Genomic DNA, 18,473 nt, shown 5'->3' on the forward strand with positions numbered 1-18,473 from the left:
TCGTATGCCCATCCATCTCCACCGATGATCCATTGAGATTTAGTAATCATGTCACCTTCGTAATCAAGTAACTCTTTGATTCCTTCATTGCTTGATGCTTTTACAGCTTCAATGATTTTTGGTGTTAATTCTCTTTCAACATCACGTTTACCTTTATTTTCAACATACTCATCTAATAATGCTTTCAATTCAGGTTCGCATGCTGCACTATTTTCTTCAATCACTCTTAATAAGTGGCCAGTCTTATAGTTTTCAGCAAGCTTCATACCAAATCCATATTCAGCATTATCTTCAAATAATGAGTTTGCCCAAGCAGGTCCCTGACCATTTGGATCAACCGCACAAGGAGTTGAAGGTGTAGATCCAGAATAAATTGAACTACATCCAGTTGCATTAGCAATCATCATATCTTTACCAAATAATTGAGAAACTAAACGATAATATGGAGTTTCTCCACAACCACCGCATGCTCCTGATACCTCAAAATACGGACGCATGAATCCAACACCTTTAGCAGTAGTTAAAGGATATTTATCATCACGATATTTAACTTTTGCATACATATAATCAGCAAGTGGCGCATGTTCTAATTCATCTTTGACATTAACCATTTCTAATGCTTTTTCACCTTTTTTACCAGGACATTCAGTTACACATAAACCACATCCAACGCAGTTATCAGGTGATACTTGAATACGGTAAACTAATCCGCCAACATTTTTTCCCATAGGTGTTAATACATCATCTGAAATATCTTCTGGCAAATTAGCCATTTCTTCTTCATCTAATAAGAATGCTCTAATTGTTGCATGAGGACATACCATAACACAATTATTACATTGAATACAGTTTTCCTTCTTCCAACGTGGCACCTGAGTTGCAATAGCCCGTTTTTCTTTAATTGCCACTCCTGATTTCATTGAACCATCTAATTTGTCCATAAAAGCAGAAACTGGTAAATCATATCCATCTAGACTATTAATCACTGATACGAAAGCATCAAAATGTTCATCTCCAGTAGAAGTTCTTGTATTAATTACAGTTAAATCAGACCAAGCTGGATCAACAGTAACTTCTTCAATCGCATCTTTACCAGCATCAATTGCTTTATAATTTGATTGAACGATAGCATCACCTTTTTTACCATAAGTCTTTTTAGCCATTTCTTTCATATATTCAACAGCTTTATCAATAGGTAAAATTTGTGGATTTAAGGCAAAGAACGCAGATTGTAAAATTGTATTAGTTCTTCTACCCATACCAATTTCATCAGCAATTTTATTAGCATTAATAATATATAGTTTAGCATTTTTATCAGCTAATTGTTTTTTTACTCGATTTGGTAAATAGTCGACAATGTCTTCTTTTGAAAATTCTGTATTCAATAAGAATGTTCCACCATCTTTTAAATTCTTTAACATGTCATATTTGATTACATAATTATCTAATGAGCATGAAATAAAATCTGCATTATTTACATAATAAGTTGCTCTAATTGGAGTATTACCAAAACGTAAATTAGAACGAGTTGCTCCACCAGCTTTTTTTGAATCATAAGCAAAATAAGCTTGTGAATATAAATCAGTATGATCCCCAATGATCTTAATAGAAGATTTATTGGCAGAAACTGTTCCATCAGATCCCAAACCATAGAATAAGCACGCTGTATAGTCAGCATCCACATTAAAATCAGGATCTTCTTTCAATGATAAATTAGTCACATCATCATTGATACCAATTGTAAATGATGTAAATGGATCATCTTTAGATAAATGATCATAAACCGCTTTAATTTGACGAGGTGTAGTATCTTTAGACCCCATACCATAACGTCCACCTACAATAGTTTTAACATGATCTACATCTTTTAGTACACTTACCACATCCAAATATAGAGGTTCTCCAGTAGCTCCCATTTCCTTAGTACGATCTAAAACTGCAACTTTTTCAACAGTTTCAGGTAAAACCTTTAATAAATATTTAGGTGAAAATGGCCGATACAAATGTACTTTAATTAATCCAACTTTTTCCCCACGACGAATTAGCTCATCTATTGTTTCTTTTGCTGTTTCTGTTACTGATCCCATTGCTACAATGATCTTAGTTGCATCATCAGCTCCATAATATGTAAATGGCGCATAATGTCTACCAGTAATTTCAGAAATTTTTTGCATATAATCAGCAGCAATTTCTACAACTGCTTCATAATGTTTATTTTGAGCTTCACGACCTTGGAAATAAATATCATCGTTTTCAGCTCCACCACGTTCAATCGGATTGATATGAGGGTTTAATGCATTCTTCTTAAATTTAGCTAGTGCTTCTTTGTCTAAAAGACTTTCTAATACATCATAATCCATAACTTCAACTTTTTGAATTTCGTGTGAAGTTCTAAAACCATCAAAGAAATGCATTACCGGTACTGATGCTTTAATTGCAGTTAAATGGGCAATTCCCCCTAAATCCATAACTTCTTGAACTGAATGTGAACAGATCATTGGCATTCCTACTTGACGGCATGCATAAATATCTTGATGATCACCAAAAATATTTAATGCTCTAGTAGCTAAAGCTCTTGCAGAAACATGGAAAACACCAGGCAATAATTCTCCCGCAATTTTATATAAATTAGGTATCATCAATAATAGTCCTTGAGATGCTGTAAACGTTGTTGCTAGTGCACCACCTTGAAGCGCCCCATGAACAGCACCTGCAGCTCCAGCTTCTGATTGCATTTCAATTACATTTACTGGTGATCCAAAAATGTTTTTCTTTCCTTGAGCAGCCCATGCTTCAGCATTTTCAGCCATTGGAGATGAAGGTGTAATTGGATAGATACTTGCTACTTCTGTAAAGGCATAGGCGACATGCGCAGCAGCAGTATTACCATCCATTGATAAAAACTTTTTAGCCATTTTTTTAAATCCTCCTTTTTGCATATTATCATTATACTACTTTGTTTATATAAATGTCAAAAGACTTTGGTTATTCATAAATTATAATTATTTCTATTATCAAACCGCCTAAAATCAACTCACCTACATCTAATTCATTATCCAAAATAGTATCACGATAGTAAAATATTATCTTTTTAATAATGTTTTACTATCACATTATAATCAATTTACTACCCTTTTTACACTAATATACACCATTACTTAAAAAACAGAAATCATTAAGACTTCTGCTTTAATTATTTAAACTCATATATGATATCAATGCACTAAAAGCATAAATGATCAAACTTCTAAAATCATTTGTAAAAATATTAGTAATATAAAATTGAAACAAATCAATGAAAACCGTAAAGTTATTTACCGGCAGCATTAAATATGCATAAATAGTATGCGCTAAAACGATTCCCAAAAGAAACGAAACAACTGAAATACACCCTAATTGTTTCCCGCTTTTATTTAAAACCTTGCGAATCATCTGAGCTTGAACGATTGCAATCAATACTGTTAAAAGCCAAAGATTGATTCCGATAATATCAGCAACAATACCTAAAATTATCGTTGTAATTAAACCAGTAACAAATGCCAGCAAATATTCCATACCTTGGGCCTTTTCACTATTGTGCTGATTAAAAAACGCTTTAGCTTCTCTGCGCTGACGATATTCTTGAAATTTATCATTAAGTCCCATCTATTTTTCATCCTCTACAATCTGCTTAATATATTCTCTAACTTTATCTCTTAAATCATCGCGATCTAATGCAAAATCAATTGTCGCTTTTATAAAGCCGAACTTATCACCAACATCATAGCGAATACCTTCAAAATCATAAGCATAAACCGCTTGAATATCCATCAACCTTTTAATAGCATCAGTTAACTGTATTTCATTACCAGCACCTTTTTCCTGGGTTTGTAATAATTCAAAGATTTTTGGTGTTAGTACATAACGCCCTAATACTGCCATATCACTTGGCGCTTTATCAATAGCTGGTTTTTCAACCATATCGTTTAATTTCACTAACCGCCCATTTTCTTCAGCCTGATGTGATCTTGATGGACTAACAATCCCATATTTACTAACATCTTTATGTTCAATTGTCTGCACTCCTACAACTGAAGCTTCTTTTTTTTCAAAACTATCAATCAGCTGTTTTAAAGCCGGTTTACCACCTTTATTTACAACTACGTCATCACCAAGCAATACTGCAAAGGGTTCATCGCCAATAAATGATTTGGCACATAAAACTGCGTGACCTAATCCTTTAGGCTCTTTTTGACGAATATAATAAATATTAGCCATATTTGCAATATCCTGAATCATTTTAACCTGATCCATTTTCCCTGCTTCTAATAACCTTGCTTCCAATTCATACGACTTATCAAAATGATTTTCCATCGAATGCTTATTAGAATTAGTAATAATCAATATTTCTTCAATCCCACTATCAACCGCTTCTTGAATAATATATTGAATCGTTGGAGTATCCACGATTGGCAGCATTTCTTTAGCTAACGCTTTGGTTGCTGGTAAAAATCGTGTTCCTAAACCGGCTGCAGGGATTATTGCTTTTTTTACTGTTTGTTTCATCTCTTTTCTCCTTTTAATTTACAAGATTCTGTCTATCTTTTACCCAAAAAGATAATGGCATAAATTTAATTATCAAAATAGTTGATACAAAACCACCTATCATTCCCGAAATATGTCCTGATAAAGAAATTGAGGGTACCATGATTGAAAGTAATATCATCAAAGCAACGCTAGGTGCAATTTGTTTAAATAAATAGGCATAAATATTTTTAAATTTCCATGCCAATGCCAATAAAGATCCCATCAGACCAAAAATAGCACCAGATATACCACCCATCACACTATAAATACCATTACCTGTAAAGATATAATAAAGACAAGGTAACACTGTTGTTGTAACCATTGATGCCAATAAAACAATTAAATAACGTTGCGGCTTTAATAACTGTTCCATCAAAGAACCAAGATTCACTAGCGAATAACAGTTACAAAATATATGCATTATCCCAAAATGGATAAAATTAGCTGTTAATAATCGATAATATTGCTTTATTTCAACAACTAAAACCGGATTAAATCCACCAGCTTCAATTCCTTGATAAGCATTCATTTCCAAACCATAGCGCAATGTAGTATATCCATAGAAGATAACGCAAATTCCAATAAGTACGCTCGTTACTGGATATTTTCGATAATCAAAATTCATTCTATTCTCCTATAAATTCAAATATTGACATTTGATCAATATTAACCTCATTATTTTCAATTATTTTTTTATTTTTTTCATAAATTAGATCATAAGTATAATCAGCCAGTACATCTTCAACCATGATTGGAGTAACTCCCATATCTAAAAGACGATCATTCCCTAAATAAACACCTTCAATTGCCATTGGAATCGTCCATTTGTTATGTAAATTTTGTAATGCAGTAAACCATGTTGCCCCATTATTAATACTGCTAGAAACAATAATTTGATACTTAGACAAAGCACAAACATAACTATTTCGATCAATTGCATTAGTTACATCAAAATAAGAATTAGGATCTTCAGCACAAATCATAACCAGCTGTCCAGTTTTAATATAACGATGATACTCTTTTTGCTTAGCTGTTAAACGTTCACAAACAAAATTGACACATTTACAGCCTTGCTGCAAAGCATAACGTAAAGCAACGGTATCGACTCCTTTAGAATCATTTGAAACATATACGTAATTTTCATCAATAGCCTTATCAATCAATCTTTTAGCATAAATTCGATCTTTTTTAGTAACTTTGACTAATCCCATTAATGATATCCCATCATTAACAATCGTAATGTCACCACAATAAAACAAATATAAAGGCGCTCTTTTTCGCAAATGTTTAGCTAAAGACAAAGGAAAATTATCTTCATATTTAGTAGTTACATTGATTCCCTTTTCTTCAAATGTATTTAAGATACTTAAAAAAATATTTAAACTCTTAATGCGTTTAATCATTTTATAAGCAACAAATTCATTAATTTCCAACAGTTCTTCTAGTTCAGTTTGGTTAAGCGATAACAAACTGGCTGGTCCTTTTAAACCATTTTTTTTAATTGCTTTTTCAACAGTGACCCATTCATCCATTGATAAAGGAGCCACTTTATAAGCTCTCAAACGGGCGCAAAATAGCATCAATGCAATACTATCAAGATTTAATCTTATTTTTGATATCATTATTTTGCCCCTTTCTATTAATATTCATTAAAAATTTGCTTAATTTCATTAAAGTCATCAGTATGCGCAAGTGCCAACATTAATAAAACTCGCGCTTTTTGACCAGATAAAGTATTTGCCGGAATACAACAATTATGAGGATCAAAATATTCATCTTCATTAACAATTCCCTGTTGTACTCTAGAAGCACGAACAAAAATTATTCCTTGTTTACTCAAAATTTCAATTTTAGCTAACCAGGCTTTACTATAATTACCTCGGCCGCTACCGACAATCACAATTCCCTGATGCCCATTTGCCATATAATCAAGAACCGTTTCATCAGCTCCGGCATAGTAATAGACAATTCCTACTTGAGGCAGTTTTTCTAAAGGCATTTGGCTAAAAATCGAAAGTAGTGTATGCTTCTTAAAAGTTCTTGAAAACATCATTACTCGATCATCATTCATATAACCTAAACAACCAAAATCTTTTTGATCAAAGGCATCTGTTTTAAAATTATTAGTTTTTTGAATATCTCGACCTGAATAAATAGTGCTTGAAAAAACCGCCATTACACCATGACCATTGGCCTCATCACATGCTGCCAAGCAAACTGCCTGATACAAATTTAATGGACCATCTGCACTAGTAGCGCTTGCCGGACGCATCGCCCCCGTCAAAACTACCGGTTTATATGTATGTACTGTTAAATTTAAAAAATAAGCTGTTTCATCCAACGTATCAGTTCCATGAGTAACCACTATTCCATCTACATTTTCATCGCAAGCCAATTCATTGATCTTGGTTGTCAAAGCCACCCAATATTCTTCATTCATTTCATTACTATCAACATTAAAAAGTTGAATTGCTTTTAAATTAGCAACTTCATTAATTAGAGGAATTGATTCAATTATTTTATCAATATCAATTGTTCCAGCATGATAATTTGCAGTTTTACCAACTTTACCACTACCAGCAATCGTTCCTCCAGTTGCAACTATAACTATATTTTTCATTCAATCACCAACAACATTATAACAAAATAATTTAATGATAAAAAGAGGTTTTGTTATAAGTAATCCAATATCTATGATAACTATCAAAACAAAAAGAGCCATACGGCTCTTTTTATCTTTACTTTAATTATTTATCTGATTCAATTACTTTATCTTTGTTATGTTCTAAAATAATTTGTTCAGCAGCAGCTTGTGCAGCAGCAAGACGAGCAATTAATACACGGTATGGTGAACATGAAACATAAGTTAAACCTACTTTATGGCAGAATTTAATTGATTCTGGATCTCCACCATGTTCTCCACAAATACCAAGTTTGATATTTGGACGAGTGCGACGTCCTTTTTCAGCAGCAATTTCAATTAATTGACCAACACCGTTTTGATCAAGTGATGCAAATGGGTCAACTTGTAATACTTTTTGATCAATATAATCTGGCAAGAAGCTTCCAATATCATCACGAGAGAATCCAAATGTCATTTGAGTTAAGTCATTTGTACCAAATGAGAAGAATTCCGCATGTTTAGCGATTTGATCAGCAGTTAATGCTGCTCTTGGAATTTCAATCATTGTACCAATCTTATATTCAATATCAGAATCTTTAGCTTTTTTAGCAGCTTCAATAGCTTTAACAACATTATTTTTTACATATACAATTTCAGCTTCACTACCAATTAATGGTAACATGATTTCAGGAACAATAGTGCATCCTAATTCTCTTTCAACATCAATTGCAGCATCAACGATAGCTTTTACTTGCATGTTGTAAATTTCTGGATAAGTAACTGCTAAACGAGAACCACGATGTCCAAGCATTGGGTTAGTTTCTTTTAATGTAGCACCTTTAGCTTTTACTTCTTCTAAAGACTTACCTAATTTATCAGCAACAGCTTGATATTCTTCATCAGTGTGTGGTAAGAATTCATGAAGAGGTGGATCTAATAAACGTACAGTTACTGGTAATCCAACCATTGTACGATAGATTCCTTTGAAATCTTCTACTTGGAATTTATATAATTCATCTAATGCTTTAATTCTTTCTTCAACAGTATCAGATAAAATCATTTGTCTTACATATTCAATACGATCTCCTTCGAAGAACATATGTTCTGTACGACATAATCCAATACCTTCAGCACCGAATTTAATAGCTACTTCAGCATCTCTAGGACTATCAGCATTAGCACGAACAGTTAATGTTTTAACTTCATCAGCCCAGCTCATTAATTCAGCAAAATCACCAGTTAATTCTGATTCTTTTACTTCTAAGACACCTTTATATACTTTACCAGTTGTACCATCTAATGATAATTCAGTACCTTCTGGATAAGTTACACCATCAATTGTAAATGTTTTAGCATCATAATCAATTGATAACGCTTTAGCACCAACGATACAGCATTTCCCCATACCACGAGCAACTACGGCTGCATGGCTAGTCATACCACCTGTAGAAGTTAAGATACCTTCACAGTCAACCATACCTTGGATATCTTCTGGTGAAGTTTCATGCCTTACTAATAATACTTTTTCACCAGCTTCTTTCATTTCATGTACTTTATCAGCAGTTAAATATACTTTACCTGAACCAGCACCTGGTGAAGCAGGTAAACCTTCAACTAATTCTTCAGCAGTTTTTAAAGCTTCATCAGTAAAGTTTGGATGTAATAACTGAGAAACTTGATCTGCTTCAATTCTAGTTAATGCTTCTTGTTTTGTAATTAAACCTTCATGGACTAAATCAACAGCAATTTTTAAAGCAGCTTGTCCAGTACGTTTACCATTACGAGTTTGTAAGATGAATAATTTACCATTTTCAACAGTAAATTCACAGTCTTGCATATCACGATAATGTCTTTCAAGTCCTTTAACAATTGTTACTAATTGATTGTAGATTTCAGGCATATCTTCTTCTAATTTAGCAATTTTTTGAGGTGTTCTAATACCAGCAACAACGTCTTCACCTTGAGCGTTGATCAAGTATTCACCATAAATATGGTTATCACCATTAGCAGCATTACGAGTAAATAATACCCCAGTACCTGAATCGTTTCCACGATTACCAAATACCATTTGTTGAACGTTTACGGCAGTTCCTAAATCATGAGAAATACCATTTAAGTTACGATAAATGATCGCACGTTCATTGTTCCAAGATCTAAATACTGCTAAAACAGCTCCCATTAATTGTTCTTTAGCATCTTGAGGGAAATCAAGCCCTAATTCAGCTTTAAAGATTTCTTTATATTGAGGAATGATAATATTTTCAAAATCATCAGCAGTGATATCTAAATCACTTTCATAACCGTTTTTAGTTTTTAATTCAGTTAATTTTTCCTCAAATTTTTCTTTGTCTACTTCACAAACAACGTCACTATACATTTGGATAAAACGACGATAGCTGTCAAATGCGAATCTTCTGTTATTAGATTGTTTTGCAACAACTTCAACAGTTTCATCATTTAACCCTAAATTTAAAATTGTATCCATCATTCCAGGCATTGAGAATTTTGCCCCAGAACGAACTGAAACTAATAATGGATTTTCTGTATCCCCTAATTTTTTTCCAGCCAATTTTTCTAGTCTTTCCAAACATTCATCAATTTGTTTTTTCATTTCATCATTGATGATTTGACCATCGGCATAGTATTCATTACATGCTTCTGTAGTAACCGTAAACCCTTGAGGTACAGGTAATCCTAAATTAACCATTGCAGCTAAGTTAGCCCCTTTACCACCAAGAAGATCACGCATCATTTCGTTACCTTCACTAAACATATAAACATATTTTTTCATCTAATCTAATCCTCCTTAGAATTAATCCATGTGTATATTATACACATCTTGGCTACCGGGCGCAAGTGTAAGCGGTTTAAAAATTATTTTTCTCAAAAAAAAGATCATGCCCCTGCACGATCTATTCTTTACCTTTAGCTATTTCAATTTCAACTTTGCGATTATTAATTTTTTGATGATTACACTTTAATAGTACTTTTTCAATTACTTTTTTGTTGATATTAACAAACGAAAATTTTCTTTTAATATCAATATCACCAATATCATTTTTTCTGATTTTTGCTTTACTTACAAAGAAATTGATAATCTGACGAGCATTAATACGATCAATGCTACCAGCTGTAATAAAAATTCTTACATAATCATCATCAACATAAATTTGTTTACCGGATTTAGATACTTCCTCAAGTTCATCACGTTTATAATCATACCCAACTTGCTGATCATAAAGCATTTTCAACATTGCTGCAGCAAAATCTGGTAATAACGTTGGATCAAGTTCATTAATAAGCGACTTAAATTTCTTGTGATTTCCCGCTAAAACCTCATCTTCAACAGCACTAATTAAAATTCCTAATTTATTTTCAGTAATCTGTGATAAAGTTGGTACTTTAGCTTTATTGATCTTTGTTTTAGTTACTCGTTCAATCTGTTTTAAAAAACTTTTCTCTCTTGGAGTAATGATCGAATAAGCTTCACCTTCTTTATTAGCCCGTCCAGTTCGCCCAATTCGATGAACATAGGCTTCAACATCTTGTGGCAATTCATAATTAATTACATGACTTACATCTTCAACATCAATCCCGCGAGCTGCTACATCTGTAGCTACTAAAAAATTAATGGTCCGATTTTTAAACTTTCTTAATGTATTCATTCGATGATTTTGACTCAAATCACCATGCATCGCTTCTACATTATATTTAGCTTCTTGCATCTTTTCAGTTACTTCATCAACAGAACGTTTCGTACGACAAAAAATAATTCCCGTTTTAATATTTTCTACATCAATCAAACGACACATTGCTTCGAAACGATCTTTATGCTTTACTTCATAATAGAACTGTTTAACTGAAGTGGCTGTTGTCTGTTTTGAAAGAATTGCAACATGTTTAAAATCATCATGCATATAATTTTGAGCAATTTTTTTAATTCCATCAGGCATTGTTGCCGAAAATAAAATTGTTTGGCGATCATCGCTAATATCTTGCAAAATCGCTTCAATATCTTCTACAAAGCCCATATTTAACATCTCATCAGCTTCATCTAAAACAACATACTTAGTATTATCTAATTTTAAAACATTACGACGCATCAAATCCATTACTCTTCCTGGTGTACCAACAACGATATCAACACCTCTTTTGATCTTTTTGATTTGTCGTTCAATTTCACTGCCACCAAATACACATACAATTCGACAATCACTATATTTACCAATACGGCCTAATTCTTCATAAATCTGCATTGCCAGCTCTCTTGTCGGTGACAAAACAATCGCTTGTGGTAAGCCATCATTATTTGAACATAACTTTGATAATAAAACACTGCCAAAAGCTAACGTTTTTCCGGTTCCAGTTTGTGCCTGACCAATTACATCAATTCCTGTAAGCAACACCGGAATCGCTTCTTCTTGTATTTTTGATGGTTTAGAAAAACCCATTGCTTCAATTGCCTTTAATACATTTTCACTTAGTCCTAATTCATTAAATTTATTTTCAATCATTCTACATACCTTTCCAGCTTTTTTGTGTGAGTATATCATATTAATTATAAATATACAAATTAATTTTAATATTTTAAAAATTTCAAATCTTTGCTATAATCTAAAAAACAAATAGCGAGGTGATAATTAAATGAATAACGTCATTTGGAAAGACCGCAAACATTTTATGTGGTTTCCCATTAGTTTTACCAAATATGAAATAAAAAATGAGCGACTTTATCAAGAAACTGGTTTAATCAGCACTCACTATGATGAACTGCTCTTATATCGAATTACTGATTTATGTCTAAAAAGAACTTTAGCCCAAAAAATCTTTGGTACCGGAACAATTATTCTTTATACCAAAGCTGATAGTGATAAAGAGGTGCTTTTAAAAAATATCAAAGAACCTAAACATGTTAAAGATCTTATTTCTAAATTAGTAGAAGAAGCTCGTGATCGTAAAAAAGTAGTTGGTAAAGAATTCTTTAATAGTTCAGATATTGAAGATCTTGATGATCTTGACGATTAAAAATACCATCATTTATTTGATGGTATTTTCAATAACCTGATCAGTTACAAAATCATATTTTAAATAATCATCATGATTAATAAATAGCTTATTTTGGTCAATTGTACTTAACATATAAGTCACCCGATTTAATCCTAAATAAAACTCCTCAAAATCATCTGCTTTTAAAGTATCATCACGATGTAAAACAAAAATATTACGATGTCTACCCTGGTAACCTTTAAAATAAGCACGATTAGTATGATAAAAAGTAATTAAATATTCATAATCATTTTTTTCTTTAGCTGCAACACTTTGATAAAAACTAATTTCATATTTATCATCAAGCAAATAATAAACAACTTTAACGACCCAGTAATTCTCATTATTTTTCAATAAAATATAATTATAAATTCCATTAAAGTCTAATCCTTTTAAAACACAATAACAATCATACAAAGCCTTATCAATAAAGTTCTGTTTAGTCGCTGGCAAATAATACTTTTGTTTTGGTCTTAAATTATCCAATTGTTTTGCCATCTGCATAAATTTTTTAATTATTTCTTTGTTTCCTTCAAGCAAATAATCCCAAACAATTATTTTGATCTCGTATTTCTTTTTAGAAGAAGTAGCAATGTATCGTAATTCTTGATCCAATTCAAAATAATCTTTTATCTGATTTGATTTGGCATTATCTAAATCACTGCCAGCAATCATTTTAGTCCCTTCTAAAAAGGCAAACTGGCTCGCTTTTATATTTAAACACTCATCAATTTTCTTTTTTAAAGCTAAAAAAGAAACATTTTCATCAACATCAAGTGTTATCTTTTTATCATTATAGAAAATTTTTAAACGATATTTGTTTATCATAAAGTCCCCCTATTCATTGACTTTCATTAATAACGCCACCATATGTTTACATTTATGACCATGCATAGCATATGGGCAATTACATTTCATTTCTTTTATTTTTCCCGCTGCTACGATTATCGAAACTAAATAATCCTTACTGCCTTTTATATTAGCAACAATTTGCTGGTCACTTTGATAAAGAAGATCAATCTTATTATCTTTATATAAACGTTCACCATTTTTAATGATTGAATCTTTAAACAATCCTTTCCAGTTATTAAGATCATTTTGTTGATAATTAGCCCGATGCTTTTTTACCTCCTGGATCTTATCAAAACAATATCTCGTTGCTTTTACGTCTTCTAAAGCATCATGAGCATTAAAGCGAAATCCAAAATACTTAGCACAGACGCTTAATGACTTCCATTTATAGCCACCACGTCCACTTTTTTCACCATATATTGGTGCAAATTCTTTCATTGGATCTCTAAATTGATATTTACTAATATCAATTCCATAATTTTTTAAAATCCCTTGTTCAAAGGCAATATTATAACATACAATAAAATCATAGCTAGCAAAAATCTGTTCAATTCTTTCAAGATAATATTCAAAATTTTCTTTATCTTTTACCATAGCTGGGCTAATTCCATGAACTTTTTGGGCATCCGGCCAAGAAAAATGATGCCTTGGTCGACATAATTCATTTAATAAAATTTCATCATCTTGATTAATGATAGCAACTTGTACAACTTCATCATTTTGATAACGATTTATCCCAGTTGTTTCAAAATCAAGTACTACATAACGATCATTCATTTTCTCATCCTCACATGTCATTTAGTCTACCATAATAAATAAAATAAAGCTATCAATAAGTCTCATTAATCACTAACAATTCGTCATGATCTTGATAATTTCCTTATCTGTTTCTTTCATTCCTTCTTTACCCAAACGGCAAACATTAGCAATAGTATTTTCGACTCCTTTTTTGACAATTCCATCCCCATCTTTAAACTGTTGTCCTTCTTGATACATTTGATAACCTAAAATTCCAGCATCAACACTAGCTGCAATTTTGGCAGCACATGAAGATTTAGCCCCGTCACATATAATTCCTGAAGTAATTGCCAAAGAATTAACAATCGTATGAGCAATACATTCATAATCACCATCATATAAATAAGCAATACCACAGCCAGCAGCACAACCGGCGCTTACTGCACCACAATAAGCTGACAATCTGCCAATCCCGGATTTTTGATGAATTGCAATCAAATTAGCTAAAACTAAAGCTCGATATAGTTTTTCCTTGCTTACCTGTAATTCTTTTGCATAAGCAATTATTGGTAAAGAAACTGTTAATCCCTGATTTCCACTGCCAGAATTAATGACTACCGGCAATTCACAGCCACTCATTCTTGCATCACTGCCTGCGGCCGCTAAAGCTTTAGCTCGCGTTACTATATCATTACCACATTTTAATAAAACACTGCCAATATTTGCCCCATAATCATTATTCAATCCCTCATAAGCAATCGCTAAATTATAATCAATCTGCCGTTTAATCGTCGTTTCAATATCTTTAAGATCAACCGTATTTGCAAATTCAAAAATATCAGCTACATTTAAACAATCTCGATTTGACTGTTCAAGACAACGATTATTATCTGTTTTTTTATCTAATAGTTTGATTCCATTTTTTTCTACTAAGACGATATTGGTATGTTGATCAATAATTCGTACAGTAACATAATCATTTTCACTAAATAAAGTGATTTTAATATCTAAAATATGTGGTGTTTCTAACGCTTTTACTTCTATACACTCTTTTTTTAAATAAACTTTAATTTGTTCAATCTGTTCTTTTTTTACATTCGAAATCACTTCTAAAACTTTATTAGTATCACCAGCTAAAATACCTACAGCCACCGCCGCTTCAATTCCTTTTAAACCATGAGTATTAGGAACAATAACACTTTTTACATTTTTAATAATATTACCACTAACTTCTACCAAACAGCGTTCAGGGACTTTTTTTAAAACATCCCGAGCATAACTGGCACAATATGCAAGAGCAATCGGCTCTGTACATCCCATTGCTGGAACAAGTTCTTCTTTTAAAATTTGGATATAAGTTTGATATTTATCTTGATCAATTGCCATTTTTATCTTTTCCTCCATCATCTATAAACAATATTAGCGGTTTTTTTACCTTTTTACAATAAAATTAGATGATTTTACTGTTGTATCAAAGCATTTATACATGGTACAATGGACTAAATTTAATTAAAAGGAGTATGATACTAAAATGAAATTAATTTTACCTGAAAACTATGATCCTGTTTTGGATGTTCGTCAAACTCAGGAAGCTATTAAATATATTCGTGATACGTTTCAAAAAGAAATCGGAAAAGTCTTGGGGATGACAAGAATTTCAGCACCACTTTTTGTCCCTAAAAACAGTGGTTTAAATGATAACCTAAATGGTTTTGAATCACCAGTTTCTTTTGAAATTGATGAAATTCCTGGTCAAACCATTGAAGTTGTTCATTCATTAGCTAAATGGAAAAGAATGGCTTTAAAAAAATATAACTTTAAAATGCATGAAGGTCTATATACAAATATGAATGCGATTAGAAAAGATGAAGAAGTTGATAACTTACATTCATATTATGTTGATCAATGGGATTGGGAAAAGATCATTGCCAAAGAAGAACGTAATGAAGAAACTTTAAAACACCATGTTAAAGAAATTTTTAAAGTAATCAAACACATGGAACATGAAGTCTGGTATAAATATCCTCAGGCTGTTAATCCTTTACCAGATCAGATTCACTTTATTACATCACAAGAATTAGAGGATATGTATCCTGATTTAATTCCAACAGAACGTGAAAATGAAATTTGTAAAAAGCTAGGCTGCGTTTTTGTTATGGGAGTTGGAAAAAAATTAAACAGCGGCATCAAACACGATGGTCGAGCTCCTGATTATGATGACTGGGATCTAAATGGCGATATTCTTTTCTGGTTTGAACCATTACAATGTGCTTTAGAGATTTCTTCAATGGGAATTCGGGTTGATGAAGACACATTAGTCAAACAATTAAAAGAAGAAAACTGTTTAGAACGTTTAGAACTTCCTTATCATAAACAAATCATTGAAAAGAAGCTGCCATATACGATCGGTGGTGGAATTGGTCAATCTCGTCTTTGTATGCTTTTACTAAACAAAGTTCATGTTGGTGAAGTTCAAGCTAGTATTTGGCCTCAAGAAATGATCGAACAATGTAAAAAACACAATATTCATCTATTATAAAATAAACCTGCTGGATATCTGGCAGGTTTTTATTAAAAATAATTCTTTTAATCTAATTATTATCGATTATAATAAAAGTATAAAAGCTATTGTTAAGAATCGTTTAAGTTTGCATTAAGGTTAAGTAAGATTGTTATTTTTGCTTGAATAATAGCAAAAATAATATTATTTTATTTTTATAAAAAAATAGGAGGATTTAATATGAATACATGTATGGATAATCGAGAATTATCCTGGTTAAAATTTAATAATCGTGTCTTATTACAAGCAAAAGACAAAGAGGTTCCTTTAGGTGAAAAATTAAGCTTTATTTCGATTTTTCAATCTAATTTAGATGAATTCTTTATGGTTAGAATTGGTTCTTTATATGATCAAATGCTATTTTATCCAGCTTCAAAAGACAACAAGACCGGAATGACTGCTCAAGAACAAATTAAAGCATGTTTAAAACGGATTACTTATTTAAACAAGAAAAAAGATCGAATCTACCAGCATATCTTAGATGAACTAACTACTCTTGGCTGGGGCATTGTAAAATATGAAGATTTAAAAAATAAAGATGATCGTAAATATTTAGAAGATTATTTTGAAAGAGAAATCTTACCATTAGTATCACCACAAGTTATTTCGAAAAGACAGCCTTTCCCTTTTTTAAAAAATCGGGAATTGTATGTTGTTGTCCAAGGAGAATCTAAAAAAGGAAAAAGAAAAATGGGGATTGTTTCTTGTTGTAATGCGATGGATCAAAGATTGATCGCAATTCCAAGTATGCAAGGCAAGTTTATTTTAGTTGAAGATATTATTTTACATTTTGTTGATAAAATCTTTTCTAAATATAAAATTAAAAACAAGGCTTTTATTAGAGTTACTCGTAGCGCTGATATTGATGAAGATGATCATTCATTAGAAGGTCATGATGACTATCGGGAAATGATGGAAACTTTAATTAAACAAAGAAGAAAATTAAGTCCAGTTCGACTAGAAATGTCACCTGGTTTAGAAGAGTTAGAAATTTTAATGCTGATGAATTTTTTAAACTTGAAAAGAAATCAAATATTTATCTCTAACGCTCCTCTAGATTTAAGCTTTACTAGTAAATTACGAGATTATCTTCGTTACATTCATCCGGAAATTTTCTATAAGCGTTTAGAAGCTAAAAATAGTTCATTAGTTGAAAATCGGGTTCCGATGATCAAACAGATTCTAAAAAAAGATATTTTACTAGCTTATCCATTTGAATCAATGTCACCATTTTTACGCTTATTAGATGAAGCTAGTCGTGATCCTAATGTTGCTAGCATTAAAATGACTTTATATCGGGTCGCAAAAAAATCAAAAATAATTAAATCATTGATTGAAGCTGCTGAAGACGGTAAAGAAGTAGTGGTTCTAGTTGAATTAAGAGCTCGTTTTGATGAAGAAAACAACATTGACTGGTCAAAACGTTTAGAAGAATCTGGCTGCCATGTAATTTATGGTTTAGATGGTTTAAAAGTTCATTCTAAATTATGTTTGATTACTTACAAAAATAATCAAAGCATTGAATATATTTGTCAGATTGGAACAGGTAATTATAATGAAAATACAGCAAAGTTGTATACTGATTTATCATTAATGACTTCGAATTTTGCAATCGGTGAAGAAATTAATACTATTTTCAATCATTTATCGCTTGGTGAAACTGATAATGATGAAAAACTGCTGTTAGTAGCTCCTAATTGTATGATCACTAAGCTGTTTGAACAAATTGATAAACAAATTGAATTAGCTAAACAAGGTAAAGAAGCTTATATTGGTTTTAAATGTAATTCGGTTACTTCTAAAGAAATGATTGATAAACTAATCGAAGCAAGCCAGGCTGGTGTTAAGATTGATATGATCGTTCGCGGTATTTGCTGCATTTTACCGGGCGTAAAAGGACTAACTGAAAATATCAATGTTATTTCAATCGTTGGTCGTTATCTTGAACATTCGCGAATCTATATTTTTGGTAAAACGGATCAAAAAGTCTATATTTCTTCAGCTGATTTAATGACTCGTAATCTTCAGCGCCGGGTTGAAGTGGGAGCTCCAGTCTTAGATGAAAAATTAAAGAAAAAAATTGTATCA

14 protein-coding genes are annotated in these 18,473 nt (G+C 31.8%); 3 read left to right on the top strand and 11 right to left on the bottom strand.

Going from position 1 to position 18,473, the window contains the following annotated elements; translation table 11 throughout:
* The 8 genes from nifJ to J7M77_RS03105 form a co-directional block, all read right to left on the bottom strand.
* A partial coding sequence (nifJ, locus tag J7M77_RS03070; protein WP_296875879.1) for a pyruvate:ferredoxin (flavodoxin) oxidoreductase occupies nt 1-2,915 on the bottom strand: 2,915 nt, incomplete at its 3' end.
* 274 nt (nt 2,916-3,189) lie between these two features.
* Entirely contained in the window at nt 3,190-3,645 is a 456-nt protein-coding gene (locus tag J7M77_RS03075) for a hypothetical protein (protein ID WP_296875881.1), read from the bottom strand.
* Nucleotides 3,646-4,545, bottom strand: coding sequence for a UTP--glucose-1-phosphate uridylyltransferase GalU (galU, locus tag J7M77_RS03080; RefSeq protein ID WP_296875883.1), 900 nt, complete (start codon nt 4,543-4,545; stop codon nt 3,646-3,648).
* 13 nt (nt 4,546-4,558) lie between these two features.
* Nucleotides 4,559-5,191, bottom strand: a complete 633-nt coding sequence (locus J7M77_RS03085; protein ID WP_296875885.1) for a rhomboid family intramembrane serine protease — start codon at nt 5,189-5,191, stop codon at nt 4,559-4,561.
* Nucleotide 5,192: 1 nt separating this feature from the next.
* Complete coding sequence (locus J7M77_RS03090) at nt 5,193-6,188, bottom strand: DNA-processing protein DprA (protein WP_296875887.1); 996 nt, start codon at nt 6,186-6,188, stop codon at nt 5,193-5,195.
* 17 nt (nt 6,189-6,205) lie between these two features.
* On the bottom strand, nt 6,206-7,186 hold the full coding sequence (locus J7M77_RS03095; protein WP_296875889.1) for an asparaginase: 981 nt from the start codon (nt 7,184-7,186) through the stop codon (nt 6,206-6,208).
* Nucleotides 7,187-7,313: 127 nt separating this feature from the next.
* Nucleotides 7,314-9,980, bottom strand: a complete 2,667-nt coding sequence (ppdK, locus tag J7M77_RS03100; RefSeq protein WP_296875891.1) for a pyruvate, phosphate dikinase — start codon at nt 9,978-9,980, stop codon at nt 7,314-7,316.
* A 121-nt stretch (nt 9,981-10,101) separates the two neighbouring features.
* A complete protein-coding gene (locus J7M77_RS03105) occupies nt 10,102-11,703 on the bottom strand; it encodes a DEAD/DEAH box helicase (RefSeq protein WP_296875893.1) in 1,602 nt (533 codons plus the stop codon).
* 130 nt (nt 11,704-11,833) lie between these two features.
* Between J7M77_RS03105 and J7M77_RS03110 the strand changes: the two genes are divergently transcribed.
* Complete coding sequence (locus J7M77_RS03110) at nt 11,834-12,214, top strand: PH domain-containing protein (protein WP_296875895.1); 381 nt, start codon at nt 11,834-11,836, stop codon at nt 12,212-12,214.
* A 12-nt stretch (nt 12,215-12,226) separates the two neighbouring features.
* On the opposite strand, the gene J7M77_RS03115 is transcribed toward J7M77_RS03110, so the two are convergent.
* The 3 genes from J7M77_RS03115 to J7M77_RS03125 all read right to left on the bottom strand — a co-directional run bounded on the left by J7M77_RS03115 (nt 12,227) and on the right by J7M77_RS03125 (nt 15,211).
* On the bottom strand, nt 12,227-13,063 hold the full coding sequence (locus J7M77_RS03115; RefSeq protein WP_296875897.1) for a hypothetical protein: 837 nt from the start codon (nt 13,061-13,063) through the stop codon (nt 12,227-12,229).
* A gap of 9 nt (nt 13,064-13,072) precedes the next feature.
* Nucleotides 13,073-13,864: an exonuclease domain-containing protein gene (locus J7M77_RS03120; RefSeq protein ID WP_296875899.1), complete on the bottom strand. Its 792-nt coding sequence runs from the start codon at nt 13,862-13,864 to the stop codon at nt 13,073-13,075.
* Nucleotides 13,865-13,936: 72 nt separating this feature from the next.
* Nucleotides 13,937-15,211: a serine dehydratase subunit alpha family protein gene (locus tag J7M77_RS03125; RefSeq protein ID WP_296875901.1), complete on the bottom strand. Its 1,275-nt coding sequence runs from the start codon at nt 15,209-15,211 to the stop codon at nt 13,937-13,939.
* Between the two features lie 145 nt (nt 15,212-15,356).
* Between J7M77_RS03125 and asnA the strand changes: the two genes are divergently transcribed.
* On the top strand, nt 15,357-16,364 hold the full coding sequence (gene asnA / locus J7M77_RS03130) for an aspartate--ammonia ligase (RefSeq protein WP_296875903.1): 1,008 nt from the start codon (nt 15,357-15,359) through the stop codon (nt 16,362-16,364).
* 201 nt (nt 16,365-16,565) lie between these two features.
* Nucleotides 16,566-18,473: polyphosphate kinase 1 (gene ppk1 / locus J7M77_RS03135; RefSeq protein WP_296875905.1), on the top strand; the 1,908-nt coding region annotated here is incomplete at its 3' end.

Source organism: Thomasclavelia sp. (assembly GCF_017889095.1).
Taxonomy (GTDB): domain Bacteria; phylum Bacillota_I; class Bacilli_A; order Erysipelotrichales; family Coprobacillaceae; genus Thomasclavelia.

Coding starts and splice junctions, on each gene's coding strand:
- J7M77_RS03075 (WP_296875881.1), bottom strand. CDS start 3,645: ATGGGACTTAATGATAAATTTCAAGAATATCGTCAGCGCAGAGAAGCT.
- galU (WP_296875883.1), bottom strand. CDS start 4,545: ATGAAACAAACAGTAAAAAAAGCAATAATCCCTGCAGCCGGTTTAGGA.
- J7M77_RS03085 (WP_296875885.1), bottom strand. CDS start 5,191: ATGAATTTTGATTATCGAAAATATCCAGTAACGAGCGTACTTATTGGA.
- J7M77_RS03090 (WP_296875887.1), bottom strand. CDS start 6,188: ATGATATCAAAAATAAGATTAAATCTTGATAGTATTGCATTGATGCTA.
- J7M77_RS03095 (WP_296875889.1), bottom strand. CDS start 7,186: ATGAAAAATATAGTTATAGTTGCAACTGGAGGAACGATTGCTGGTAGT.
- ppdK (WP_296875891.1), bottom strand. CDS start 9,980: ATGAAAAAATATGTTTATATGTTTAGTGAAGGTAACGAAATGATGCGT.
- J7M77_RS03105 (WP_296875893.1), bottom strand. CDS start 11,703: ATGATTGAAAATAAATTTAATGAATTAGGACTAAGTGAAAATGTATTA.
- J7M77_RS03110 (WP_296875895.1), top strand. CDS start 11,834: ATGAATAACGTCATTTGGAAAGACCGCAAACATTTTATGTGGTTTCCC.
- J7M77_RS03115 (WP_296875897.1), bottom strand. CDS start 13,063: ATGATAAACAAATATCGTTTAAAAATTTTCTATAATGATAAAAAGATA.
- J7M77_RS03120 (WP_296875899.1), bottom strand. CDS start 13,864: ATGAATGATCGTTATGTAGTACTTGATTTTGAAACAACTGGGATAAAT.
- J7M77_RS03125 (WP_296875901.1), bottom strand. CDS start 15,211: ATGGCAATTGATCAAGATAAATATCAAACTTATATCCAAATTTTAAAA.
- asnA (WP_296875903.1), top strand. CDS start 15,357: ATGAAATTAATTTTACCTGAAAACTATGATCCTGTTTTGGATGTTCGT.